The organism is Bradyrhizobium sp. CCGB01, assembly GCF_024199795.1.
Lineage (GTDB): Bacteria > Pseudomonadota > Alphaproteobacteria > Rhizobiales > Xanthobacteraceae > Bradyrhizobium.
Map to the genome: position 1 here is coordinate 3645305 of NZ_JANADK010000001.1, position 20997 is coordinate 3666301.

At 65.1% G+C, this 20997-nt stretch carries 22 protein-coding genes; 9 read left to right on the forward strand and 13 right to left on the reverse strand.

Translation table 11 applies throughout. From position 1 onward, the window contains the following. Nucleotides 1–16 precede the first annotated feature (16 nt). Nucleotides 17–910, reverse strand: a complete 894-nt coding sequence (locus NLM25_RS16545) for an NAD(P)-dependent oxidoreductase (protein WP_254137664.1) — start codon at nt 908–910, stop codon at nt 17–19. 209 nt (nt 911–1119) lie between these two features. Here NLM25_RS16545 and NLM25_RS16550 point away from each other — a divergent pair, with 209 nt between their 5' ends. From NLM25_RS16550 to NLM25_RS16560, 3 genes are read left to right on the forward strand one after another with little or no spacing between them, the layout of a single operon-like run. Further along, on the forward strand, nt 1120–2514 hold the full coding sequence (locus tag NLM25_RS16550) for an MmgE/PrpD family protein (protein ID WP_254137665.1): 1395 nt from the start codon (nt 1120–1122) through the stop codon (nt 2512–2514). Between the two features lie 28 nt (nt 2515–2542). Then, nucleotides 2543–2932 (forward strand): carboxymuconolactone decarboxylase family protein, encoded by a 390-nt coding sequence (locus tag NLM25_RS16555; RefSeq protein ID WP_008557256.1) that lies wholly within the window; start codon nt 2543–2545, stop codon nt 2930–2932. Between the two features lie 13 nt (nt 2933–2945). Then, a complete protein-coding gene (locus NLM25_RS16560; protein WP_254137666.1) occupies nt 2946–3755 on the forward strand; it encodes an N-acyl homoserine lactonase family protein in 810 nt (269 codons plus the stop codon). A gap of 67 nt (nt 3756–3822) precedes the next feature. Here the strand turns inward: NLM25_RS16560 and NLM25_RS16565 are convergent, their stop codons facing one another. Continuing rightward, complete coding sequence (locus NLM25_RS16565; protein WP_254117975.1) at nt 3823–4581, reverse strand: SDR family NAD(P)-dependent oxidoreductase; 759 nt, start codon at nt 4579–4581, stop codon at nt 3823–3825. 167 nt (nt 4582–4748) lie between these two features. Between NLM25_RS16565 and NLM25_RS16570 the strand changes: the two genes are divergently transcribed. From NLM25_RS16570 to NLM25_RS16595, 6 genes are read left to right on the forward strand one after another with little or no spacing between them, the layout of a single operon-like run. Continuing rightward, nucleotides 4749–6008 (forward strand): extracellular solute-binding protein, encoded by a 1260-nt coding sequence (locus tag NLM25_RS16570; protein ID WP_254137667.1) that lies wholly within the window; start codon nt 4749–4751, stop codon nt 6006–6008. Between the two features lie 2 nt (nt 6009–6010). Further along, nucleotides 6011–6949: a carbohydrate ABC transporter permease gene (locus NLM25_RS16575; RefSeq protein ID WP_254124249.1), complete on the forward strand. Its 939-nt coding sequence runs from the start codon at nt 6011–6013 to the stop codon at nt 6947–6949. Then, complete coding sequence (locus NLM25_RS16580; protein WP_254137668.1) at nt 6942–7790, forward strand: carbohydrate ABC transporter permease; 849 nt, start codon at nt 6942–6944, stop codon at nt 7788–7790. Before NLM25_RS16575 ends, NLM25_RS16580 begins: the two co-directional genes overlap by 8 nt. Before the next feature lie 21 nt (nt 7791–7811). Beyond that, entirely contained in the window at nt 7812–8909 is a 1098-nt protein-coding gene (locus NLM25_RS16585) for a Gfo/Idh/MocA family protein (protein ID WP_254137669.1), read from the forward strand. A gap of 10 nt (nt 8910–8919) precedes the next feature. Then, nucleotides 8920–9564 carry a ThuA domain-containing protein gene (locus NLM25_RS16590; protein ID WP_254117979.1) on the forward strand — a complete coding sequence of 215 codons (645 nt, stop codon included), beginning with the start codon at nt 8920–8922 and terminating at the stop codon, nt 9562–9564. Further along, nucleotides 9561–10604 (forward strand): LacI family DNA-binding transcriptional regulator, encoded by a 1044-nt coding sequence (locus NLM25_RS16595; protein WP_254137670.1) that lies wholly within the window; start codon nt 9561–9563, stop codon nt 10602–10604. Before NLM25_RS16590 ends, NLM25_RS16595 begins: the two co-directional genes overlap by 4 nt. Before the next feature lie 27 nt (nt 10605–10631). Here the strand turns inward: NLM25_RS16595 and NLM25_RS16600 are convergent, their stop codons facing one another. The 11 genes from NLM25_RS16600 to NLM25_RS16650 are packed head-to-tail and all read right to left on the reverse strand — an operon-like array spanning nt 10632 to nt 20995. Continuing rightward, on the reverse strand, nt 10632–11258 hold the full coding sequence (locus tag NLM25_RS16600; protein ID WP_254137671.1) for an NAD(P)H-dependent oxidoreductase: 627 nt from the start codon (nt 11256–11258) through the stop codon (nt 10632–10634). Nucleotides 11259–11261: 3 nt separating this feature from the next. Next, on the reverse strand, nt 11262–12836 hold the full coding sequence (locus NLM25_RS16605) for an isochorismatase family protein (RefSeq protein ID WP_254137672.1): 1575 nt from the start codon (nt 12834–12836) through the stop codon (nt 11262–11264). 18 nt (nt 12837–12854) lie between these two features. Beyond that, nucleotides 12855–13703: an MBL fold metallo-hydrolase gene (locus NLM25_RS16610; protein WP_254117983.1), complete on the reverse strand. Its 849-nt coding sequence runs from the start codon at nt 13701–13703 to the stop codon at nt 12855–12857. 32 nt (nt 13704–13735) lie between these two features. Next, a complete protein-coding gene (locus tag NLM25_RS16615; RefSeq protein ID WP_254137673.1) occupies nt 13736–14620 on the reverse strand; it encodes an amidohydrolase in 885 nt (294 codons plus the stop codon). After that, entirely contained in the window at nt 14617–15738 is a 1122-nt protein-coding gene (locus tag NLM25_RS16620; RefSeq protein ID WP_254137674.1) for a VWA domain-containing protein, read from the reverse strand. Before NLM25_RS16620 ends, NLM25_RS16615 begins: the two co-directional genes overlap by 4 nt. Continuing rightward, nucleotides 15735–16616 (reverse strand): MoxR family ATPase, encoded by an 882-nt coding sequence (locus NLM25_RS16625; protein ID WP_254137675.1) that lies wholly within the window; start codon nt 16614–16616, stop codon nt 15735–15737. The genes NLM25_RS16620 and NLM25_RS16625 overlap by 4 nt, the downstream gene beginning before the upstream one ends. 7 nt (nt 16617–16623) lie before the next feature. Further along, entirely contained in the window at nt 16624–17646 is a 1023-nt protein-coding gene (locus NLM25_RS16630) for a xanthine dehydrogenase family protein molybdopterin-binding subunit (RefSeq protein WP_254117987.1), read from the reverse strand. Nucleotide 17647: 1 nt separating this feature from the next. Then, a complete protein-coding gene (locus NLM25_RS16635) occupies nt 17648–19237 on the reverse strand; it encodes a xanthine dehydrogenase family protein molybdopterin-binding subunit (RefSeq protein WP_254137676.1) in 1590 nt (529 codons plus the stop codon). Between the two features lie 11 nt (nt 19238–19248). After that, entirely contained in the window at nt 19249–19725 is a 477-nt protein-coding gene (locus NLM25_RS16640) for a (2Fe-2S)-binding protein (protein WP_254137677.1), read from the reverse strand. Nucleotides 19726–19731: 6 nt separating this feature from the next. Next, a complete protein-coding gene (locus NLM25_RS16645; protein ID WP_254137678.1) occupies nt 19732–20550 on the reverse strand; it encodes a xanthine dehydrogenase family protein subunit M in 819 nt (272 codons plus the stop codon). Between the two features lies 1 nt (nt 20551). Further along, nucleotides 20552–20995 (reverse strand): SRPBCC family protein, encoded by a 444-nt coding sequence (locus tag NLM25_RS16650; protein ID WP_254117991.1) that lies wholly within the window; start codon nt 20993–20995, stop codon nt 20552–20554. Nucleotides 20996–20997: the final 2 nt, after the last annotated feature.

Genomic DNA, 20997 nt, shown 5'->3' on the forward strand with positions numbered 1-20997 from the left:
CTGAAGGTGTGCGCGATCAGCCGCGCATCTCGACCCCGGCCCACTCCTCGAGCACTTTGGCGATCGAGGTGAAGTCGGACGCTGCGCCGTATTTGGCGTTGGTGATTGCGAGCATCTGCCGCACCACGGCGCCGCAGACCATCGGCACGCCCATCGCTTCGGCTTCGTCCACGCAGAGGCGGACGTCCTTGTAGGAGAGGCCGGTGGCGAAGCCGAAATCGAACGTGCCGGGCAGCACCGCGCGGGGGAATTTGTCTTCGGAGGCGCTGTTGCGGCCGCTGCTGGCGTTGATGATGTCGATCAGCACTTTTGCGTTGACGCCGCCCTTGACGCCCATCGCGACGGCTTCCGAGGTGATGACAAGCGCTGCTGCCGCCATCAGATTGTTGGCGAGCTTGGCGGTCTGCGCCACGCCGGGCTTGTCGCCGGTGTAAAACAGCTTGCCGAAGTTCTTCAGGATCGGCTGGACGGTCTCGTAGGTCGCCTGCGGACAGGACACCATCACCGCCAGCGTGCCGTTGACGGCGCCCTTGATGCCGCCGCTGACGGGCGCATCGACCAGCGTCATGCCCTTGGCCTTCAGGCCTTCCGCAACGAGCTTCGCCGCGCCGGGGCCTGAGGTCGACAGATCAATCACGATCTTGGCGCGGTTGCCGCTGCTGATGCCGTCCTGGCCGAGCGCGACGGCCTTGACGATGTCGGGCGTCGGCAGGCTCGCGAGCACGATGTCGGCGCGCGAGGCGACGTCGGCCGGCGATTTGCCGGCTTCCGCGCCGCGCTTGACCAGCGGCTGTGTGGCCTCCGCCTGCGTGTCATAGACGACGAGCGAATAGCCCGCGTCGATCAATCGCCCCGCCATGGGGCCGCCCATGCGGCCCGTGCCGATTACGCCGAGGATCTCTCCCGCCATCGTCTACTCCCTGTCGCGCGATCCCGTGACGGGCGCGCCTTCTTGATCTCGTTGGTCAAACGCTTTCGCCGGCCGGCCACGTCGGCCGCCGTCGTCGTGGCAGCGGGATCCCGCGCCAACGGCCGGGATTGTTATGATTGTCAGACAAGCTGTCAAGCATAACATTTAGGGTCGACAGTTTGCCGCGGATCGTCATATGGTCCGGGAAAATGAGGAAGACGCCCCGCGTGCCGCAAGCCCCAATTCCGAGTGTGAGCAAGACGCTCGCTGATTTCGTCGCGTCCTCGTCATGGGCGGACGTGGAGGCGCAGAGCCACGAGGCGCGGCGATCGATCCTCAATTTCTTCGCGACCGCGCTCGGCTCCGCACGCGATCCAGTGGTCATGGCTGCGATGCGCACCTTGTCGCCGTTCAGCGGCGCCGCGACATCGACAATCATCGGCCATGCGGAGCCGATGGATGCGCTGTGCGCCTCGTTTCTCAATGCGATCTCGGCCAATCTGCTCGACTTCGACGATACGCATCCCGAGACGATCATTCATCCCGCAGCGCCGGTCGCTGCGTCGATATTGGCGCTCGCGGAGGCGCGCAAGCTGTCGGGGCGGGAGGTGCTGACGGCATTCATCCTCGGCGTCGATGTCGAATGCCGGATCGGCAACGCGGTCTCGCCGCGCCATTACGCGCGTGGCTGGCACGTCACCTCGACCTGCGGAATCTTTGGCGCGGCAGCGGCGTGCGCGAAGCTATTGGAGCTGCCGGCGGAAGGGATAGCGAACGCCATCGGGATCGCGGCGAGCCAGTCGGCCGGCAATGTCGAGAACCTGCCGAGCGCCGCCAAGAATGTCAGCGTGGGCAACGCGGCGCGCAACGGCTTGTTCGCCGCGCTGCTTGCGCAACAGGGCTACGAGGCGGCGCCGGGCGCCATCGAGGGGCCGCTCGGCTGGGCGCGCACCATGGGCGACGAGCCCGATCTTACCCGTCTGTTCGTCGGTCTCGGCAAGAGCTGGGAGATCGCGAAGAACACCTACAAGCCCTATCCCGCCGGCATCGTGTTCCATTCGGTCATCGATGCCTGCCTGCTGTTGCGCGAACGGATTGGCCGGCGAACCGATCAGATCGAGTCGGTGACCGTGCAGGGCTCGGCGCTGCTGCTTGCGCGCGGCGATCGCCCCGTCAACAACGAGCGCGATGCGCGCGTCAGCATCCATCATTGCGTGGCCTGCGGGCTGCTGCTCGGTGCGGCCGGCGTGACCGAGTTCGCGCAAGAGACCGTGGTCCGGCCCGATATCGCGAAGGTGCGGCAGAAGGTGAGAGCAGAGCTTGATGCCCAGATGCCGGATGGTGCTGCGCGCGTCACCTTGCGCCTGTCGTCCGGCGAGGTCCTCACCGAGACCGTGATGTCTCCGCGCGGCAGCCAGGCTGCGCCGCTCGGAGACCGCGACCTCGAGGAAAAGCTGCGCGAGGGCGTGCGGACCGGTCGAAGCGACTGGGATGCGGACCGTGTCATCGACACAGTCTGGCGCATCGATGCGGCGGATGACGTCGGCCGTCTCCTGCAATCGCTGCGGCCCCCGCTGACATCGCACCGAACAACTTCCAACTAGAATCTCTCAAGACCGGAAAGGGACGATCATGAGCAAGACCGAACTGTTCGAAAAGGGCCTCAAGGTTCGCAAGGAGGTGCTCGGCGAGGATTACGTCAACAAGTCGATTGCCGGCGCCGACGAGTTCACGCGCACGATGGCGGAGTGGTCCACGGAGTTCTGCTGGGGTGCCTTGTGGACGCGGCCCGGCGTCGACCGGCGCACGCGCTCGATCGTCAATCTGGCGATGCTCGGCGCGCTGAATCGGCCGCACGAGCTGAAGCTGCACGTGAAGGGCGCCCTGAAGAACGGGCTGACCAAGGAGGAGATCAAGGAGATCCTGCTTCAGGTCGCCGTCTATTGCGGCGTTCCCGCCGGCATCGACGCCTTCCGCAATGCGCGCGAGGCTTTCAACGAGGTCGATGCGGCCGGTTCTTGAGCGCGAGTGTCCGATGGCTGCCCCGGAATACGAGCTCTTTGCCATCCGCTACGCCACGCGGGATGCGCAGCGGAGCGAGCACTTCATCGGCGGCGACCCGCATGACGGGCCGATGCCGATGGATTATTTCATGTGGCTGGCGAGGGGAGGCGGGCGCACCTTTGTCATCGACACCGGGTTCAATGCCGACATCGCAAAGCAGCGCAGGCGGACATTCCTGCGCTGCCCGGTGGAGACGCTCCGCGCGTTCGATGTCGACGTCGCTGATATCAAGGATGTGATCCTCACGCATCTGCACTACGACCACGCCGGCAATTTCGACCGGTTTCCGAATGCGCGGTTTCATCTCCAGGAGCGCGAGCTCGCCTACGCCACCGGGCGCTACATGCAATATCCGAGACTGTCGCATTCGTTCGAAGTCGAGGACGTCTGCGGGATCGTGCGGCTGAACTATGCGCGCCGGGTGCTGTTCTACGACGGCGACGCCGAGATTGCGCCCGGACTGACGGTGCATGCGGCAGGTGGGCATTCCGCCGGTCTTCAGTTCATCCGCGTCAACACGCGCCGCGGCCCTGTCGTGCTCGCCTCCGACGTCAGCCATTTCTACGAGAACATGACCAGCGAGCGCCCGTTCACGACGGCGTTTCATGTCGGCGATATGCTGGCGGGTTTTGACAAGCTCCGCGCCGCGGCACCTGACGTGGACCACATCGTTCCCGGGCACGATCCAATGGTCATGAAGCTCTATCCGGCGCCGAACCCTGATCTGAATGGCATTGCAGTTCGCCTCGACGTGCCGCCGTGCGGAGCCGCTCGTTCTTAGGGGCGTTGAGCGGTACCCAAAAAAGCTGCGGAAGCGCTGCACAAAGGCGTTGGTGTCGCCGCTTACATCAGACCCAGCCGCCATCGACAATGTAGTGCTGAGCTGTGCAGGCGGAGGCCTCGTCGGAGGCGAGGAAGACGGTGAACTTCGCGACCTCGTCGGGCATGAGCTTGCGTTTCAGGCATTGCCGTTGCATCAGCTCGACCTCACCCTGAGGCGTCATCCATTTCTCGAGCTGGCGCTCAGTCATGATCCATCCCGGCGCGATCGCGTTCACGCGGATATTGTAGGGACCGTAGTCGCGCGCCAGAGAGCGTGTGAGACCGATCACGCCTGATTTGCTGGCGGTGTAGGCGGCCATGCCGCCTTGTCCGGCGATCCAGGACACCGAGCCGAAGTTGATGATAGCGCCGGCGTTCGCCGCCTTCATGTCCGGCAACACGGCCTGGGCTGCAAAGAACTGGTGCTTCAGGTTCACCGCGATGCGGTCGTCCCAATACTCCGGCGTCATCTCCTCGGTCCTGTGCCGTTCGTCATGAGCGGCATTGTTGACGAGGATGCTGATCGCCCCGTGCACGTTGCGCGCCTCCGCGACGCCGGTGCGTAACGCGGCGATATCGGTCACGTCGACGCGCATGAAATGCGCGCTGAGACCTTGGTCCGATAGCTCGCGTTCCAGGTGCTGCCCATCCTCGGCCTTGATGTCGAAGAACACGACATTGGATTTCTGCTGCGCAAAGCGCCGCACGATCGCAGCGCCAATTCCCGACGCGCCGCCGGTGACGAGAACGACCTTGCCGGTGAGGTCGGAATAAACGGCAGCCATGGGAACCTCTCGATTTGCATTGGGGACGATGCGACGCGCTTCCCAACCCCCTCGCAAACCTTAGCCAGTTCCCGAGTGAGGTGCATAGATCAGAATTTTAGTTGCGCACCTCAAAAACTGAAGGCAGGATTGCACCCAACGAATAAGAGCCTGTTGGGAGGATTGTGATGAGACTGCTCGCGAAGCTGGGACTCGCCACTGCCGCATGCTTGCTTTGGGCCGGCACCGCCACAGCCGACACGACGGTGAAATGGCTGCACATCGAGGCCAATCCGGCCCAGGTGAAGATCTGGGAGGAGGTTGCGAGGGCCTATGAGGCGTCGCATCCCGGCGTCAAGGTCGAGATGCAGTTCCTCGAGAACGAGGCTTACAAAGCCAAGCTGCCGACCATCCTGCAATCCAAGGACCGGCCCAACATCATCTACAGCTGGGCTGGCGGCGTCCTGAAGACGCAGATCGAGGCCGGCGTGCTCGACGACATCACCGATCAGGTGAAGGGTTACAGCGATAGCCTGACGCCGGCGGCGCTCGCCGCCTTCACAGCGAACGGCCGCGTCTATGGTCTTCCGACCGCGCTGTCCCAGGTCGGCTTCCTCTGCAACAAGGAGCTGATGGCCAAGGCGAAGGTCGACCCCGCAGGGATCAAGAGCTGGGACGATCTGCTTGCCGCCGTGAAAACGTTGAAAGCCGCCGGCGTGACCCCGATCGTGGTCGGCGGCGCCGACAAATGGCCGTTGCACTTCTATTGGACCCATCTTGCGGTACGTATCGGCGGCAAGCCGGCGTTCGATGCGGCGCTACGCGGCGAGGGGGGCGGCTTCGCCGGGGAGACGTTCCAGAAATCCGGCGAGTTGTTCAAGCAACTCGTCGATCTCCAGCCGTTCCAGAATGGCTTCCTTGGCTTCAAGAATCCGCAGGCCGTTGGCTATTTCGGCGACGGCAAGGCGGCGATGACGCTTGCGATCAGCACCGTCTATCATTTGCAGCGCGCTCTCGCCGCCGACAAAGTCGGATTGAGCGAAGACAAGATCTGCTGGTTCGACTTCCCGGTTGTGGCCGGCGGCAAGGGTGCCTCGACCGATACGCTCGGCGGCATCACCGGCTGGCTGATCACCAAGGGGTCGCCGAAGGAGGCTGTCGACTTCCTGAAATACTTCGTCTCCAGGGACGTCCAGACCCGGCTTGCTGCCGGCAACTTCATCATCCCGGTGGTGCAGGGCGCGGACGCCGGTCTCAACAACTCCTTCATGAAGCTGATCGCGGCGAATCTCGCAAAGTCGAACTACCACCAGAATTTCTATGACCAGAGCCTCGGTCCGTCGGTCGGTCGCGTCGTCAACGACGTCACCGCGGAGATCGCCGGCGGCAGCATGAGCCCGCAGGACGCTGCGAAAGCGATTGAAGCGGCGTGGAAGCAGGGCAACTGACGGTGGCGCGGCGGCTCGCGATCATGTCGGCGATGGGCGTTACCGGTGAGACGGCCCCGCAGGCGCTGCGCGGCCCGAGCTGGGACGGCCGCTTCACTGTCCTGATCCTGTTCCTGCCGCCGGCGCTACTGCTGTTCACGCTGTTCGTGGTGCTCCCGATCGGCGAGGCCGCCTGGTACTCGGCTTTCAACTGGAACGGATTTGGCAGGCCGACCAACTGGATCGGCTTCGACAACTACCGCTTTGTGTTGGAGACACGCGCTTTCTGGCTCGCGTTGCGCAATAACGGGCTGATCATCGCTGTTTCGCTCGCCATCCAGCTGCCGCTTGCGCTCACGCTGGCCTTGATGCTCGCCGAACGCTTTCGCGGGGCGGTGGCCCTGCGCATGCTGTTCTTCATGCCCTATATCCTGGCCGAGATCGCGACCGGGCTGATCTTCAGCTTCGTCTATGATGGCGACTACGGCCTTGTCGCCTCGATCTGGCGCAGCTTCGGCGCCGAGCCCCCGCATCTGCTGGCCTCGACCGACACGGCGATGCTGGCCGTGCTGATCGTCATCGTCTGGAAGTACTTTGGTTTCCACATGATGCTGTTCATCGCGGCGCTCCAGAGCCTCGACAAGAGCCTGATCGAGGCCGCGCGCATTGACGGCGCGACGCGATCGCAAGCCCTGCGACATGTGGTCATCCCCTTGCTCTATCCGACGATCCGGCTCTCCGTGTTCTTCGCCATCGTCGGCTCGCTGCAGCTGTTCGACCTCGTGATGCCACTGACGCGCGGGGGGCCTGCGGACTCCTCGAACACGATGGTGAGTTTCCTCTACAACAACGGCATCTCCCGCATGCGGGTCGGTTATGGCAGCGCCATCGGCGTAATTCTGTTCATGATCTGCGTGACCTTTGCCTTCACGTACAAGCGATGGTTCATGCGCGATGAGTAACGCCGAGACCTCCCGCGCCCCATTCGATCCTGCGATGCTGTTTAGGGTGTTGTTCCTCGCGCTCGTCGCCGTCTTCGTGCTGGTGCCGCTGCTCGCGACTCTGCTCGGTGGCTTCAAATCGCTCGGCGAACTGCGCGTCAATCCGTTCGGCCTGCCGCGTCACTGGGAGTGGCAGAACTATGCCGACATCCTGTTCTCTGCGCGCTACTGGCAGCTGCTGCGCAACTCGCTGATCATCTCGACCCTCACGGTGGTCCTGACCCTGATCGTCGCCTCGATGGCGGCGTTCACCTTCGCCCATGTCAGGTTCTACGGCAGCTCGATGCTGCTGAGCTACCTGACGCTCGGCCTGCTGTTTCCGGCCGCGACCGCGGTGCTGCCGCTCTTCATCAAAGTGCGCGATCTCGGGCTGCTCGATACCTATTTCGGCGTGGCTCTGCCGCAGGTGGCCTTCAGCCTTGCGATGAGCGTGCTGCTGCTGCGCCGTTTCTTCAAGGACATCCCCTACGAATTGCTGGAGGCCGCGCTGGTCGACGGCTGCAGCTATATCAAATTCTTCCGCTATGTGACGCTGCCGTTGTCGCGACCGATCCTGGCGACCGTCGGTACCATCACTTTCGTCAACAGCTGGAACGCCTATCTGTTGCCGCTGGTGATGCTCAACACCGATGCGCTCTATCCCTGGCCGCTCGGTATCATGGTTTATCAGGGCGAGTATTCGTCCGAGTGGCACCTGATCCTGGCTTTCATCACGCTGACCATCCTGCCGACCATCATTCTCTTTCTTCTGGCGCAGAAACACATCGTCGCCGGCCTTACTGCAGGCGCGGTCAAGGGATGAGCGTACTTCACGGAGATCAAAATGAGAAAAGTCGGCATCGGAATCATCGGCTGCGGCAATATCAGCACAGCCTATCTGAAGGCGGCCCAGCGCTTTCCAGTCATGGAAATCAAGGCGCTCGCCGATATGCGCAGCGATGCGGCAGAGCGGCAGGGCGCCGCCTTCGGGCTGCCGGCGATGCGGGTCGACCAATTGCTCAAGCGCGATGATGTCGAGATCGTCATCAATCTCACCGTGCCGCTCGCGCACACCGACGTCAGCCTCGCCGTGCTGAACGCCGGCAAGCACGTTCACTCCGAGAAGCCGCTCGGCATCAACGTCGCGGAAGCCCGCAAGGTGATGGATCTCGCCGCGCAGAAGGGCCTTCGCGTCGGCTCCGCGCCCGACACGTTCCTCGGCGGCGGGCACCAGACCGCGCGCAAGCTCATCGACGACGGCGCGATCGGCACGCCGGTCGCCGGAAGCGCCTTCTTCGGCTGTCCCGGCCACGAGCGCTGGCATCCGGCGCCCGGCTTCTATTACTTGCGCGGCGGCGGCCCGATGCTCGACATGGGCCCGTATTACATCACCAATCTCGTGCAACTGCTCGGCCCGGTCGCGAGCGTGATGGGCTCGACCGCGCGCCCGAAATCCGAGCGGCTGGTCACCAGCCAGCCGCTGAACGGCACGCTGATCCCGGTCGAGGTGCCGACCCATGTCGCCGGTACGCTCGAATTCGAGAGCGGCGCGGTCGTCTCGATCGCGATGAGCTTCGATGTCCCGAAGCATCGGCACGTGCCGATCGAGATCTATGGCGACAAGGGCAGCATGCTGGTGCCGGATCCGAACCGCTTCGGTGGTGAGGTGCAAGTCGCAAAGACCGGCGGCGAATGGGAGCCGCTGCCATTGACACACGGTCATGTCGACGGCGAGTTCCGCTCCATCGGGGTCGCTGACATGGCCGCCGCGATCCTGAACGACCGACCGCACCGCGCCAGCGGCGCGCTCGCGTTCCACGTGCTCGAGGTGATGGAGGCGTTCCAGACCTCCGCCGAAGAAGGACGGCGCGTCAAGATCGGGAGCACCGTCGAGCGGCCGGCGGCGCTGCCGGCCGGACATGAAACCGGACAGATCGACTGAGGGAATGACCATGCGCAAGGCAATGATTGTATGGGGCGGCTGGCCGGGACACGATCCCGATCTCTGTGCCTCGATGATCCGCGGCTGGCTCAAGGCGGAAGGTTTTGAGGTCCGGATCGAGACGACGACAGAAGCATTCGGCGATCCGGCGATCCATGATCTGTCACTGATCATCCCGATCTACACGATGTCGAAGATCGAGAAAGCGGAAGCGCTCAATCTCTGCGCGGCCGTGCGGAGCGGCGTCGGACTCGCCGGCCATCATGGCGGCATGGGCGATGCGTTCCGTGATTCCGTCGACTACCAGTTCCTGTGCGGCGGGCAGTGGGTCGCGCACCCCGGCAATATCATCGACTACAAGGTCGACTTGACGAAGCCGGATGACCCCATCATGAAGGGGCTGAAGAGCTTCGAGCATCGTTCCGAGCAGTATTACATGCATGTCGACCCCGCCAACGAGGTGTTGGCGACAACGACCTTCACCGGCGAGCACGCGCCCTGGATCGAGGGCGTGGTGATGCCCGTGGTCTGGAAGAAGCGCTACGGCGCGGGCAGGGTGTTCTATTCCTCGCTCGGCCACCGCGCTTACGAGCTCGACGTACCGGAGATCCGAACGTTGATGATCCGCGGCATGCTGTGGGCGGCGCGCGAATGACGGCGACGCAGCCGGTGGTTCGCGCCACGCTTGAGGACGTCGCGCGTGCCGCGGGCGTTTCGCTCGCAACCGTTGACCGGGTCGTCAACCGGCGCGAAGGCGTGCGTGCCAAGACCGTCGCCCGCGTCGAAGCTGCGGTTGCAAAACTCGGCTATCGTGCCGACGTCGCGGCCGCGCGGCTCGCCCGTGGGCAGACGTTCCGCTTCGCCTTCGTGCTGCCGAGCGGTAGCAACAGCTTCATGACCAACCTGGCCGAGCAGGTCCAGCGCACCGCGGGATGGCTCGCCGGCCACCGCGGATTCATCGATATCCTCCATGTCGACGTGTTCGATCCGGATGTGCTCGCGCCGGTGCTGGAAAACCTGTCGCCGGCCTATCAGGGCGTCGCCGTCATCGCGCTCGACCATCCCAGAGTGCGCGCTGCGATTGACGAGCTCGCCGCGCGCGGGGTCGCCGTGGTGACCCTGGTGTCGGACGCGCCGAGCTCGCGGCGACTGCATTATGTCGGTATCGACAACCCGGCCGCGGGACGAACTGCGGCAACGCTGATGGGACGTTTTCTCGCGGGCGGCGAGGGGAAGGTTGCCGTGATCGCGGGATCGCTGTCGTTGCGCGATCACACCGAGCGGCAGTTCGGCTTCCACCAGATCCTGTCCAGCGAGTATCCGAACCTGCGCGGGCTACCGGTGATCGAGGGGCGCGACGATAGCGAGCGCACGCGGGAGCTCACTGCCGCTCTGCTGGCGCGCCACGCCGATCTCCGCGGCATATACTGCTGTGGCGCCGGAAACCGCGGCATTGCCGATGCGCTCGAGGCCTCGGGCCGCGCCCGCGAGGTGGTCTGGATCACCCATGAGCTGACCCAGTATACGCGGCGTTTCCTGGTCCGCGGCACGCTCGATGCCATCATCAACCAGGATCCCGGCCATGAGGCGCGGTCCGCGGCGCGAGTTCTGCTCGCGCATTGTTCGGGGGAACCCATCAGCCCTGACCAGGAGCGCATCCGGATCGACATTTTCCTGCGGGACAATCTGCCGTAACGCTCGCGCGCCGTCTTCAACGGTCCATCAGAATTTCGCTGCCATTGCGGCGAGGCGTTGATGGGCTCTTTCACGGGCGGCCTCGATCGGCTGTTGCGGTCCGGTGGTCGGCCCGATCGGCACGAAACGGACATTGCTGATACCGACAAAGCGCAAAATTTCCCGCAGGTAAGGCGTTGCCATGTCGATGCGCCCGCGGTTCATTCCGGTGGCGAAATCGCTGCCACTGGCGAGGATCACCGTGGTCGGCCGGTCCTTCAGCAGGGGGATATATCCCAGGGACGAGTCGAACCGAAAGGTGAGACCGGGCTGGACGATGACATCGAACCACTGCTTGAGCTTATAGGGAATGCTGAAGTTCCACATCGGCGTCGAGATCAGCACCCGATCGGCGAGCGCAAAGCGTAGAGCGATCCGCTCGGCTTCGGCAAAACTGTCGCGCTGCGCATCGTTGAAAGCCTGCGCTTTCATGCGCGCATATTTGGCCTCGACGATGGGACCAGCAAATTCCGGCAGCCGCTCGCGCCAGAGATCGACAACGTCGATGTCCCAGTCAGGTCGCGCCTGACGAAACCCCTCGAGGAAGACGCGCGCGCCGGCGCTCGACTCGGAATCGGTGCGGGGTGAGCAGGACAGGTGCAGGAGCTTTGCCACCGCTCATCCCAGCGCTCTGATGACCGCGTCGGCCTTGGTGACGACGGCGACGTTCTGCATGGCGAAGTTGATTGATGCGGCGTGCCAGTCGGCATTCATGGTCGAGCAGCAGTCCTCGGGGACTATCATGAAATAGCCCTTGTCGGCGCCGGTCCGCGCGGTGTGCTCGATCGACATGTTGGTCCAGGCGCCGGTGTTGATGATCATGTCGCGGCCGGTGGCTTTCAGGATCGTCTCCAGCCGCGTGCCTTCCCAGGCGCTCATCCGCATCTTCTCGACGACGAAATCGCCGGGCCGCGGCTCCAGGCCCGAGACCGGGGAGGCGCCCCAGCTTCCGCGCACCATGGCCTTGCTGTCGACGAGGCCTTCGAAGAGCGGCGCATTCAACGTCACGCCGGGCGCGCCGGGCTCGACCACGAACCAGACATGGATGATGGCGACGCCGCGCGCCCGCGCGGTTTCCGCGAGGCGACGGACATTCTCGACGACATGCTGCTGTTTCGCATGAACAGGCGCACCTGACTCGGCGAATGCGCCGCCCTCCATGATCACGTCATTCTGGAGATCCTGGATGATCATGGCACAGCGTCGCGGGTCGAGCTGCATCTCGCCGTCGGCGACGATCGGGGCTGCCGGCGCGGAGCCAGTGGCCGCACCGGTGCCACTCCGCCGTCCGCTCATATAGGGCTCATGACGTGGGCCGACCCTGGTCGGGATCGCATAGACCGAATGCGTCGAGGTGAGATAGAGGGTGCGGAAATCCGACCCGCCCCAGGTGAGGTTGGCGACCAGTTCAGGCACGCGGAGCTTGCCGAGCAGCTCGCCGCCCGGCGAATAGACCCAGACCCCGCCGGGCGCAGTGACCCAGACATTGCCGTGCTGGTCGCACTTCATGCCGTCGGGCAAGCCAGGCTCGAGCTCGGAGCGGATGCCACTTGCGAACACGCGCGCGCTCGACAGCGAGCCGTCGCCGCTGACGTCGAAGACGCGGATCAGCGCCTGCACGGTATCGTTGACATAGAGCAGTTTCTCGTCGGGCGAGAAGCACAGCCCGTTCGGCTGGTCGAACAGATTGCGATCGACCACGAGCTTCGGCTCGCCGCCTGGCACGATCCGATAGACACCCTGGAAACCGAGCTGGCGCGGCCGCTCGACACCGTAGACCGGCATGCGGCCATACCAGGGGTCAGAGAAGTAGATCGCGCCTGAAGAGTGCACGCAGACGTCGTTGGGGCTGTTGAGCTCCTGTCCGGCGAAGTGCGAGGCCAGCACCTCGCGCCGTCCGTCTGGCCGCTCGCGGATCAGCGACGAGGTCGCGTGCTCGCAGACGATCAGATTGAGCTCGGCATCATAGGTCATGCCGTTGCATTTGTTCGACGGACGCTTGACCTCGGCCACGCCGTGCCGCGCATCCCAGCGCCGGCGCACGTCGCCCGGCATGTCCGAGAACAGGAGATATTGATCGACCGGATGCCAGATCGGCCCTTCCGTGAAGTCGAAGCCGGTGCCGACCTGCGCGACCGGCGCATAGGGGTCGACCAGGGTTTCGAATGCGCTTCGCAAGGTGACATGGGTCATCGGTCGATCCTTGAGGTGTCAGGCCGGGAACCAGTTGCGCGCCGGAAGCGACTGCACGATCGGGCCGGGGACCTGGTCGTGCAACCGTCCGACGACCATACCGCCTTCGATCTTGGCCGGCCTGTCGTGCACCGGCAGCAGATAGCGCGAATTGCTCAGGAGCTTCTTGATCGACGCCTTCTCGGCGCGCTTGCTGGTGCCGTGGTTGCCGGTGGTGCGTGGCTCCCAGTCGTGAATCTCGTGGAAGGGCGTGACGATCTGGTCGTTGAAGTCGTAGATCACGTCGCCGCAGATCGTCGCGATCCCGTCGGCAGTCTCGACGATGATGTTCATCGAGCCCTCGGTATGTGCATTGGCGGCATCGCAATAGACGCCGGGCATCAGCTCGACAGGACCTGTGATCTCGAGGTCGAGGAAGCGTAGCGCACTTTTCGTGTGCAGCCGGTCGATCAGATGCTTGATGTCGGGCGCCGGATACTGCGGATGCATCAATCCCGAGACGGAATATTCGAGCTCCTTCCGGTTGAGGACGACGGTCGTATTCATCGGGAACAGATCGTCCTTGCCGGCGTGGTCGATGTGCAGATGGGTGTGGCAGACGAAGCGTACGTCGCCCATGCGCACGCCATGGCGCGCGAGCTGGTTCTCGATCATGTGCTCGTGGTATTGCAGGCCGCGCATCCCAAGCGTTTCCATGATCTGGTTGGAGCGGTAACCGGTATCGACCACGACCGGATATTTGCCGCCGAGGATCAGGAAGCCGAGAGTGAGGACGCGGCGGGTACGGCCGCAGTCGCGGCCGAGGACCAGAAAGCTCGATTCCAGCTCGATATCGCCGTAGTCCAGGATCTTGATCTCCAGCGCCATTCGTTTCCCTCCCTCATCTGTTTTCTTGTCTGTCAGAGCCGATAGACGCGCGCCGCGGTGTTCCGGAAGATCGCGTCCTGTTGCCCGGTGCTTAGCGGCGCAGCCGCCGCGCGAAACGCGTCGACGAGCTCGCGATAACTGGTCCACAATTTCTCGATCGGAAAGTTGGAGCCGAACAGGCAGCGTTCGGCGCCGAAGACCGCGACGGTGTCGGCGACCACAGCGGCGACATGCGCGGGATCGTTGCGATGGATGAAGGTGCCGAGCCCGGAGAGCTTTGAGACCACATTCGGGCAGGCGGCGAGCCGGGCCATTCCGGCGCGCCAGGCCGCGCGTCCCGCCGGCGAGAGATCTTCGAGCATGCCCGCATGCTGCAGGATGAAGGTCACCTTGGGGCAGGATTCGGCGAGCTGCGCGGCATCCGGCATCTGCGGTGTGAAGACCTGGAGATCGAAGCTCCAGCCGTAGTCGGCGAGATGCGCGATGTTGCGGCGGACCATGGGATCGAGGCAGAGGTCGGGCTTTGCCGCGAAGCGGTAGAGCGGGTTCTCGTGCCAGTGCAGCTGCATACGCACGCCGCGCACGAGCGGATAGCGCTTCAGGCGATCGAGTTGGGGGCGCACGTCGTCGGCCGTGAAATTGGCATAGGCGACGATGGCGTGGGGCCAGCCGTGTTCATCGGCCGTCGTCTGCACCCAGGCCGTCTCGTCCTCGAAGCGGTCGTTGGCCCAGTTGGTCTGGACATAGACGGAGCGGGTGACGCCGGTGCCCTTGAGGTCGTCGAGATATTCCTGGATCGGATAGTCGCGCCTGATCGGCTCGTAGGGTCCGAAGATGCGGGGCTGCATGGGGCCGGTCAGCCAGGGCAGGTCGGCCTGCCGCCAGATATGATGATGCCCGTCGACAATGTCGGTCACGCAACTCTCCTTCGTCCCAGTGCCAGCACATGCGCGACGATCGACGCGCTCGATCCGCCGTCGACGAGATCATCGACGAAGCGCTCGATGGCGACGAGCGCTTCGGTCTGCGGGCGGAAACCCGGCCCCGTCGCGAGCGGCGTCAGCCAGCTCACGCGCCAGGCTCGTCGCGACAGTTTTGCCACGGCGTCGCGCAGCGCGTCGGGTTCGCCGCGCTCCAGCCCGTCCGAGACGACCACCACGGCTGCTCCTCGCGCATAGCCGCCAAATCGAGGGACCGCGAGGAAGGCCTGCAGCGCGTCTCCGATGCGGGTGCCGCCGTCCCAATCGCTGACGAGGTGTGCCGCCGCGTTCAGCGCTTGCTCGCGACGCTTGAGCCGCAATGGGCGGGTGACGCGAGTCAGCCGCGTGCCGAAGGTGAAGACCTCGACATTGGGCGCGGCCTGGACCAGCGCATGTGCGAGCTTCATGTTGTCCTCGGTACGGCTCTTCATCGAGCCGGAGACGTCGATCAGCAGCAGGAACTTTCGCGGGCGCTGGCGGCGCTTCAGATGTCCGAGGCGCAAGATCTCGCCGTCGCTCCGCACGCTGTCGCGCAAGGTCCGGCGAAGGTCGGCAAATGGCCCGCGGCGGGCGCGCATGCGCCGGTGGCCGCGCCGCCGCGGCAGGCGCCGGGGGGCCTCGCGCGCCAGGCGGCGCAGCGCGTCGGTGGTGGAGAGTCGGGCGAAGCGGCGCTCGACCAGCGCTTCGGTGCGCGTCGCGGTGAGGCCGGATTCGTTGGCGTCGTCCGAGAGTAGCGGCTCCTCGTCGCCACGGCCTTCCTCCTGCAGCCGGACAGTCTCGTCGTCCTCGCCGTCATCGGCATGTTCGATGGCTTCGCTGCCGCGGAAATGGAGATCGAACAGCCGGTCGAAGGTTGCACGGCGCTCGGGCGGCGGGGCGAGGGTCGCCAGTGCCGCCTGCCTGATATCCCGGAGGTCGCGCGGGCCGAGCAACTCGATCGCCGAGAGAAATGCGGTGGTCTGCTCCGGTGCGACCGCAAAGTTGTTGGCGCGCATCAGCGCGACGAAGGAGACGAACACGCGGGCAGCGCGCGGGAGTTGCGGCTCAGCGGTCATGCGGTCGCCTCCGCAAGCATCGCGTCGAGCCGGGGCGAGATGAAGTGCAGGTCCTCCTCGTCCTTCAGCGCCACGCCGATCGAGCGCTTGAACGCATCAGGCCAGCGCGCGCCGCCCTTGTTGAGGAGCGTCGCGGCCTCGGCCCAGTCGACGGCTTCGGCGATACCTGGCGCCTTGCTCAGTGGTTCGCGCCTGAGCTTGCCGACGGCCGCGACGACCGCCCGCGCGGTCGCCTCGGCGACGCTGGAGGCCCGCAGCATCACGATACGCGCCTCCCGTTCTTCCGTGGGATAGTCGATCCAGTGATAGACACAGCGGCGGCGCAAGGCTTCGTGCAGGTCGCGCGTCCGGTTCGAGGTGAGCACGACCACCGGCCGCTCGGCGGCGCGGACGGTGCCACGCTCGGGGATCGAGATCTGGAAGTCCGAGAGGAATTCGAGCAGGAATGCCTCGAACTCCTGGTCGGCGCGATCTATTTCATCGATCAGCAGCACGCTGGAGTCGGGCGCGCGGAGCGTCGCCAGCATCGGCCGCTCGATCAGGAACGTCTCGCCATAGATGTCGATGCTCTCGTCGCCGGCCTGGCGGATTGCGAGCATCTGGCGTGGATAGTTCCACTCGTACAGCGCGGCCGACGCGTCGATGCCCTCGTAGCATTGCAGGCGGATGAGGCGGCGGCCGAGGACGGCGGCGATGGCTTTCGCGGCCTCGGTCTTGCCGACGCCGGGGGCGCCTTCGAGCAGGAGCGGCTTGCCGAGGGCAAGGCCGAGATAGGCCGCGGTCGCGAGCCCTTCGTCGGCGAGGTAATAGGCTGCCCGCAGCGCCTTCTCCAGTGCCTCGGGGCTGTCGATGCCGACGATGTTGCCGCGAACTGCCATGTCAGCCTCAGCGTCGCGCCTGTGGCCGCGCGCCGCCCTGGGTCCTGATCGCGCGCAGCACCTTTTCCGGCGTAATCGGCAGATCGTCGATGCGAACGCCGACGGCGTTGAAAATCGCATTCGCGACAGCGGGCAGCACGGGATTTGCGCACATTTCGCCCGGTCCTTTGGCGCCGAACGGGCCATCTGGCGCGGGGCGCTCCAGCACGGCGATATCGTGCGGGCAAATGTCGCCCGGGCCGGGCATCAGATATTCGACGAAGTCGCGGGGGCCGTGAACAGGGTCGGGATAGTGAGGCTCCGTCGTCTCGTAGAGCGCGTGGCTCACGCCCATCCAGGCACCGCCCACGAGCTGCTGCTCCACCAGGCGCGGATTGAGCGCGCGGCCGAGCTCATAGGCGGAGTCCATGCGGACCATTGCGACTTCACCGGTCTCGTCGTCGACCTCGACCTCCGCCACGAGACAGGCATGGGCATAGCAGGTCGCCGGCGACATCTCGCCGGTTTCGGGATCGACGTTGGACAGAGGAACGAGGAATATGCCGCGGCCGGAGATGGTCTTGCCCTGCTTGAACTGGGCAGCGATGGCGACGTCCTTGGTCGAGATCGATCGATGTGGCGCACCCTTGACGTGGATGTTGCCGCGTCCGTCGGTTTCGAGATCGGCGGCGTTGACCTCGAGCTCCTCGGCGGCAGCCTCCATCATCACGCCGCGTGCCTCGCGGGCCGCGGCCATGACGGCGTTACCGACGCGGTGGGTGCCGCGCGAGGCGAATGAGCCCATGCAATGCGGGCCGGTGTCGGAATCTGCGGTGTCGACATAGACGTCCTCGACGGGAACGCCCAGCGTCTCTGCGCAGATCTGCCGCGTCACCGACTTCATGCCCTGGCCGAGATCGATCGACGACAGCGCCACCGTGAACTTGCCGCTCGGGTTGGAATGGACCAGCGCCTGGCTGGGATCGCCGCCGAGATTCATGCCGATGGGATAGTTGATCGACGCCATGCCGCGTCCGCGATGCCGGGTCATCTCAGCGCCTCCTGGTGCCGAACACGGAAGAGAAGCGGGTCGCGCCATGCGAGGGCGCGGCCGGCCGCGGTGGAGGCGGCGGCGCAGGCGGCGGCGGCTCGCGCGGTGGTTCGCGGGTGACCGACGGAGGGAGCCGGTCATAGGTCGTGCGCTGCTGTGCCGGCGCGGCGGGGCGTGCGCGGACATCCGTCGGTGTCGATGGAATGACAGCCCGGTTGCCGCCGCCGTCCTTGCGCGAGGAGGCGCGTTTGAACTCGTCACGGATCGGCCATTTCGCCTTTTCGGCGGCGACCTGGACACATTCGATCAGCGCGGTGTTCTTGGCTTCGCGCCGATGCGCCTTCATGTCGCCGTCGCGATAGGCATTGAGGATGCGGAACTCCATCGGATCCATGCCGACGAGGTTTGCCAGCTTGTCCATCTGGCACTCGATCGCGAAATCCATCGCTGTGACGCCGAAGCCGCGCATCGCGGTGGCCGGCGTCCGGTTGGTGAAGACGCAATAGACGTCGCCATAGACATTGGGGATCGTGTAGGGCCCGGGCAGATGCGCGGCGCATTTCACGGCGGCATAGCTGGACAGCCGCGTATAGGCGCCGCTGTCGAAATAGGCGCGGATCTTGCGCGCGACGATGCGGCCGTCGCGCATCACGCCGTCCTTGATGTAGATGCGCTCGGCGCCGCGCGGCGGGCCGTACTGCATCTCCTCCTCGCGCCCGAACACGTAGCGGACGGGGCGTCCGGTCAGCATCGCGCCCAGAATCGCGAGCGGCTCGGTCAGCGTATCCACCTTGCCGCCAAAGCCGCCGCCGACCGTGCCTCCGATGAAGTGGAAAGTGTTGGACGGCACGTCCAGGATCTTGGCGCAGGTGTCGACCGAGAAGAACAGCGCCTGCGTCGAGGTATAGACGACGTAGCGGCCGTTGGTGTCGGGCGCGGCAATCGCGCCATTGGTCTCGGTCGGCGCGTGCTCGATCGGCGACATCTGGTAACGCTGCTCCAGCACGTGATCGGCGGTCGCCAGCGCCGCGTCGGCATCGCCGAAGCGCAGTTTCTGATGGTCGTAGACGTCGTGATAAGTGAACGTGTTCTTGGGGTAGGTCTCGTTGACCACGGGCGCACCGGGTTTCAGGGCGTCCTCGACGTCGAACACGGTCGGCAGCGGCTCGTAGTCGATTCGCACCTTTGCGATGGCCTCAAAAGCCTCGCGCTCGCTGTCGGCGACGATGGCAACGATCGGTTCGCCCTTGTAGCGGACCTTGTCGACCGCCAGCGAAGGCTCGTCGTCCTTGCCGAAATTGATCAGGCTGAGAAGCGTGTTGAGATTGACCGGCACGTCGGCGCCACGGATGATCCGACGTACGCCAGCCGAGCGTTCGGCTTCCGTCGTGTCGATATGGCGCAGCCGCGCATGTGCCTGCGTCGAGCGGACTACCTTCAGATGCAGCATGCCCTGCAGCTTGTGGTCGTTGAAATAGCTCGACGTGCCCGTGACATGGCCGAGCATGTCCTGGCGCTGCGTACCCTTGCCGATTTCCTTGAGGTTGTCGTCGCGCTCGTCGGCGAAAATGTCCTTGCGCAGTTCCAGCATGGTCGCGTTCCCTAGGCGCTGACCCGGCCGCCGGCGGCGGCGAGGATGGCATCGATGATGGGCTCGTAGCCGGTGCAGCGGCAGATATTGCCGGAGATTGCCTCGACGACATCGGCGCGGCTGGGTTGCGGATTGCGGTCGAGCAGGGCCTTTGCCGCCATCAGCATCCCCGGCGTGCAGTAGCCGCACTGGGCGGCAAAGTTGTCGGCGAAGGCGCGCTGGAGCGGGTGCAGGTTCGGTCCCTGCTTCAGGCCGTCGAGCGTCTCGACCGATCGGCCCGCAACGGTCTCCGCCAGCGTCAGGCACGACAGGTGCAACTCGCCGTCGATCAGCACACTGCAGGTGCCGCAGCTGCCCTGGCCGCAGCCGAATTTCGGCGTCATGTCGCCGATCAGTTCGCGCAGAGCGACCAGCAGGTTGGTGCCGCCGTCGACGAAGATCGCGACGTCGCGGCCGTTGTGACGAAACTGCAGGGGAATCTTGGACATGGCGGTCTATTCCTGTCCCGACAGCAGACGGCGCAGGTGGACGCCGACGATCTCGCGGCGGTACCAGGCGCTGCCGAGTGCGTTGTCGGAGGGCGATGTTCCTTCGGACGCCGCGGATGCGGCAGCCGCGATGGTCGCGCTATCCAGCGAGCGGCCCTCGAGCGCGCGCTCGGCGGCGCGGGCGCGGATCTGCGTTGGAGCCATCGAGCCGAGTGCGATGCGCGCGCCTGCGATCCGGCCGCCGCTGGTTGGCAAGTGTGCCGCGAGCGTGATCACCGAGCCGCCCTTCGGCTTGATCCGTGCGATCTTGCGATAGCGGAAAGCCTCGGTGCTGGCCGGCCGGGTGCAGGACACCGACAGCACCAGGGTCCCGGCCTGCCGCTCGCGTGCCTGCAAGAATTCCTCGATCGGGATGTCCCGCGCGCCGAAGCCGCCTTGCACGGCGACAGTGGCATCGAGGGCGAGCAAGGCGACGGTGAAATCGCCGTATGGGCTTGGCGCAAAGAGATTACCGCCGACTGTCCCCATGTTGCGCACAGCGGGGCCTCCGATCGAGCGGGCAGGGGCGTGCAGGAAGGCGATGTCGCGTTCGGCGAGGATGCGCGCGAAGGTCACGCCGGCTCCGAGCGTAACGCGCGGACCGGATGCATCGATCCGCGTCAGGGCCTGGTCCCGCGCGCGAACAACGGTCGAGATCGAGACATCGCCCTCGTTCAGCGCACGCATCACCAGCGTGCCTCCGCCGAGATAGCGCGCGCTGCGGTCCGAGGACAACACCCCGGCGGCCTCACTGGCGCTCGCAAAAGTCTTCACTGTGACGGCCATGCTAGGCGGCCTCCTTCAGGTGCCGGCGGATTGCGTCGAACCCGGCCTGATAAACGTCTTCGGCCACCATGTGGGTGATGCGCTCCCGATCCTCGGGCCTGGTCGTGAAGCGCGACTCCCAGTGCCAGAAGGTGCGGTCGCCATCCGTCACCGGCAGCAGGCGGACATGAGCGACGTAGTTGAACATCGGGATCGGGGTATCGAGCAGGCAATAGCTGAAACTCTGTTCGAGGTCGGACAGCGCCAGTAGCTGCTCGCGCAGCTCGGAGCCGTCCTTTAGCTTGAACCTCCTGACACAGCCGATCTTGTCCGAGGAATGGGCACGCTCGATCGATGAAGTTGCAACCGCGGGATGCCAGTGGTCGTGTCCGTTGAAATCACGCAGCATCGACCACGCCGCATCCGTCGGGGCGTCCAGGATCGTGCTTTTGACGATATGCGGCATGG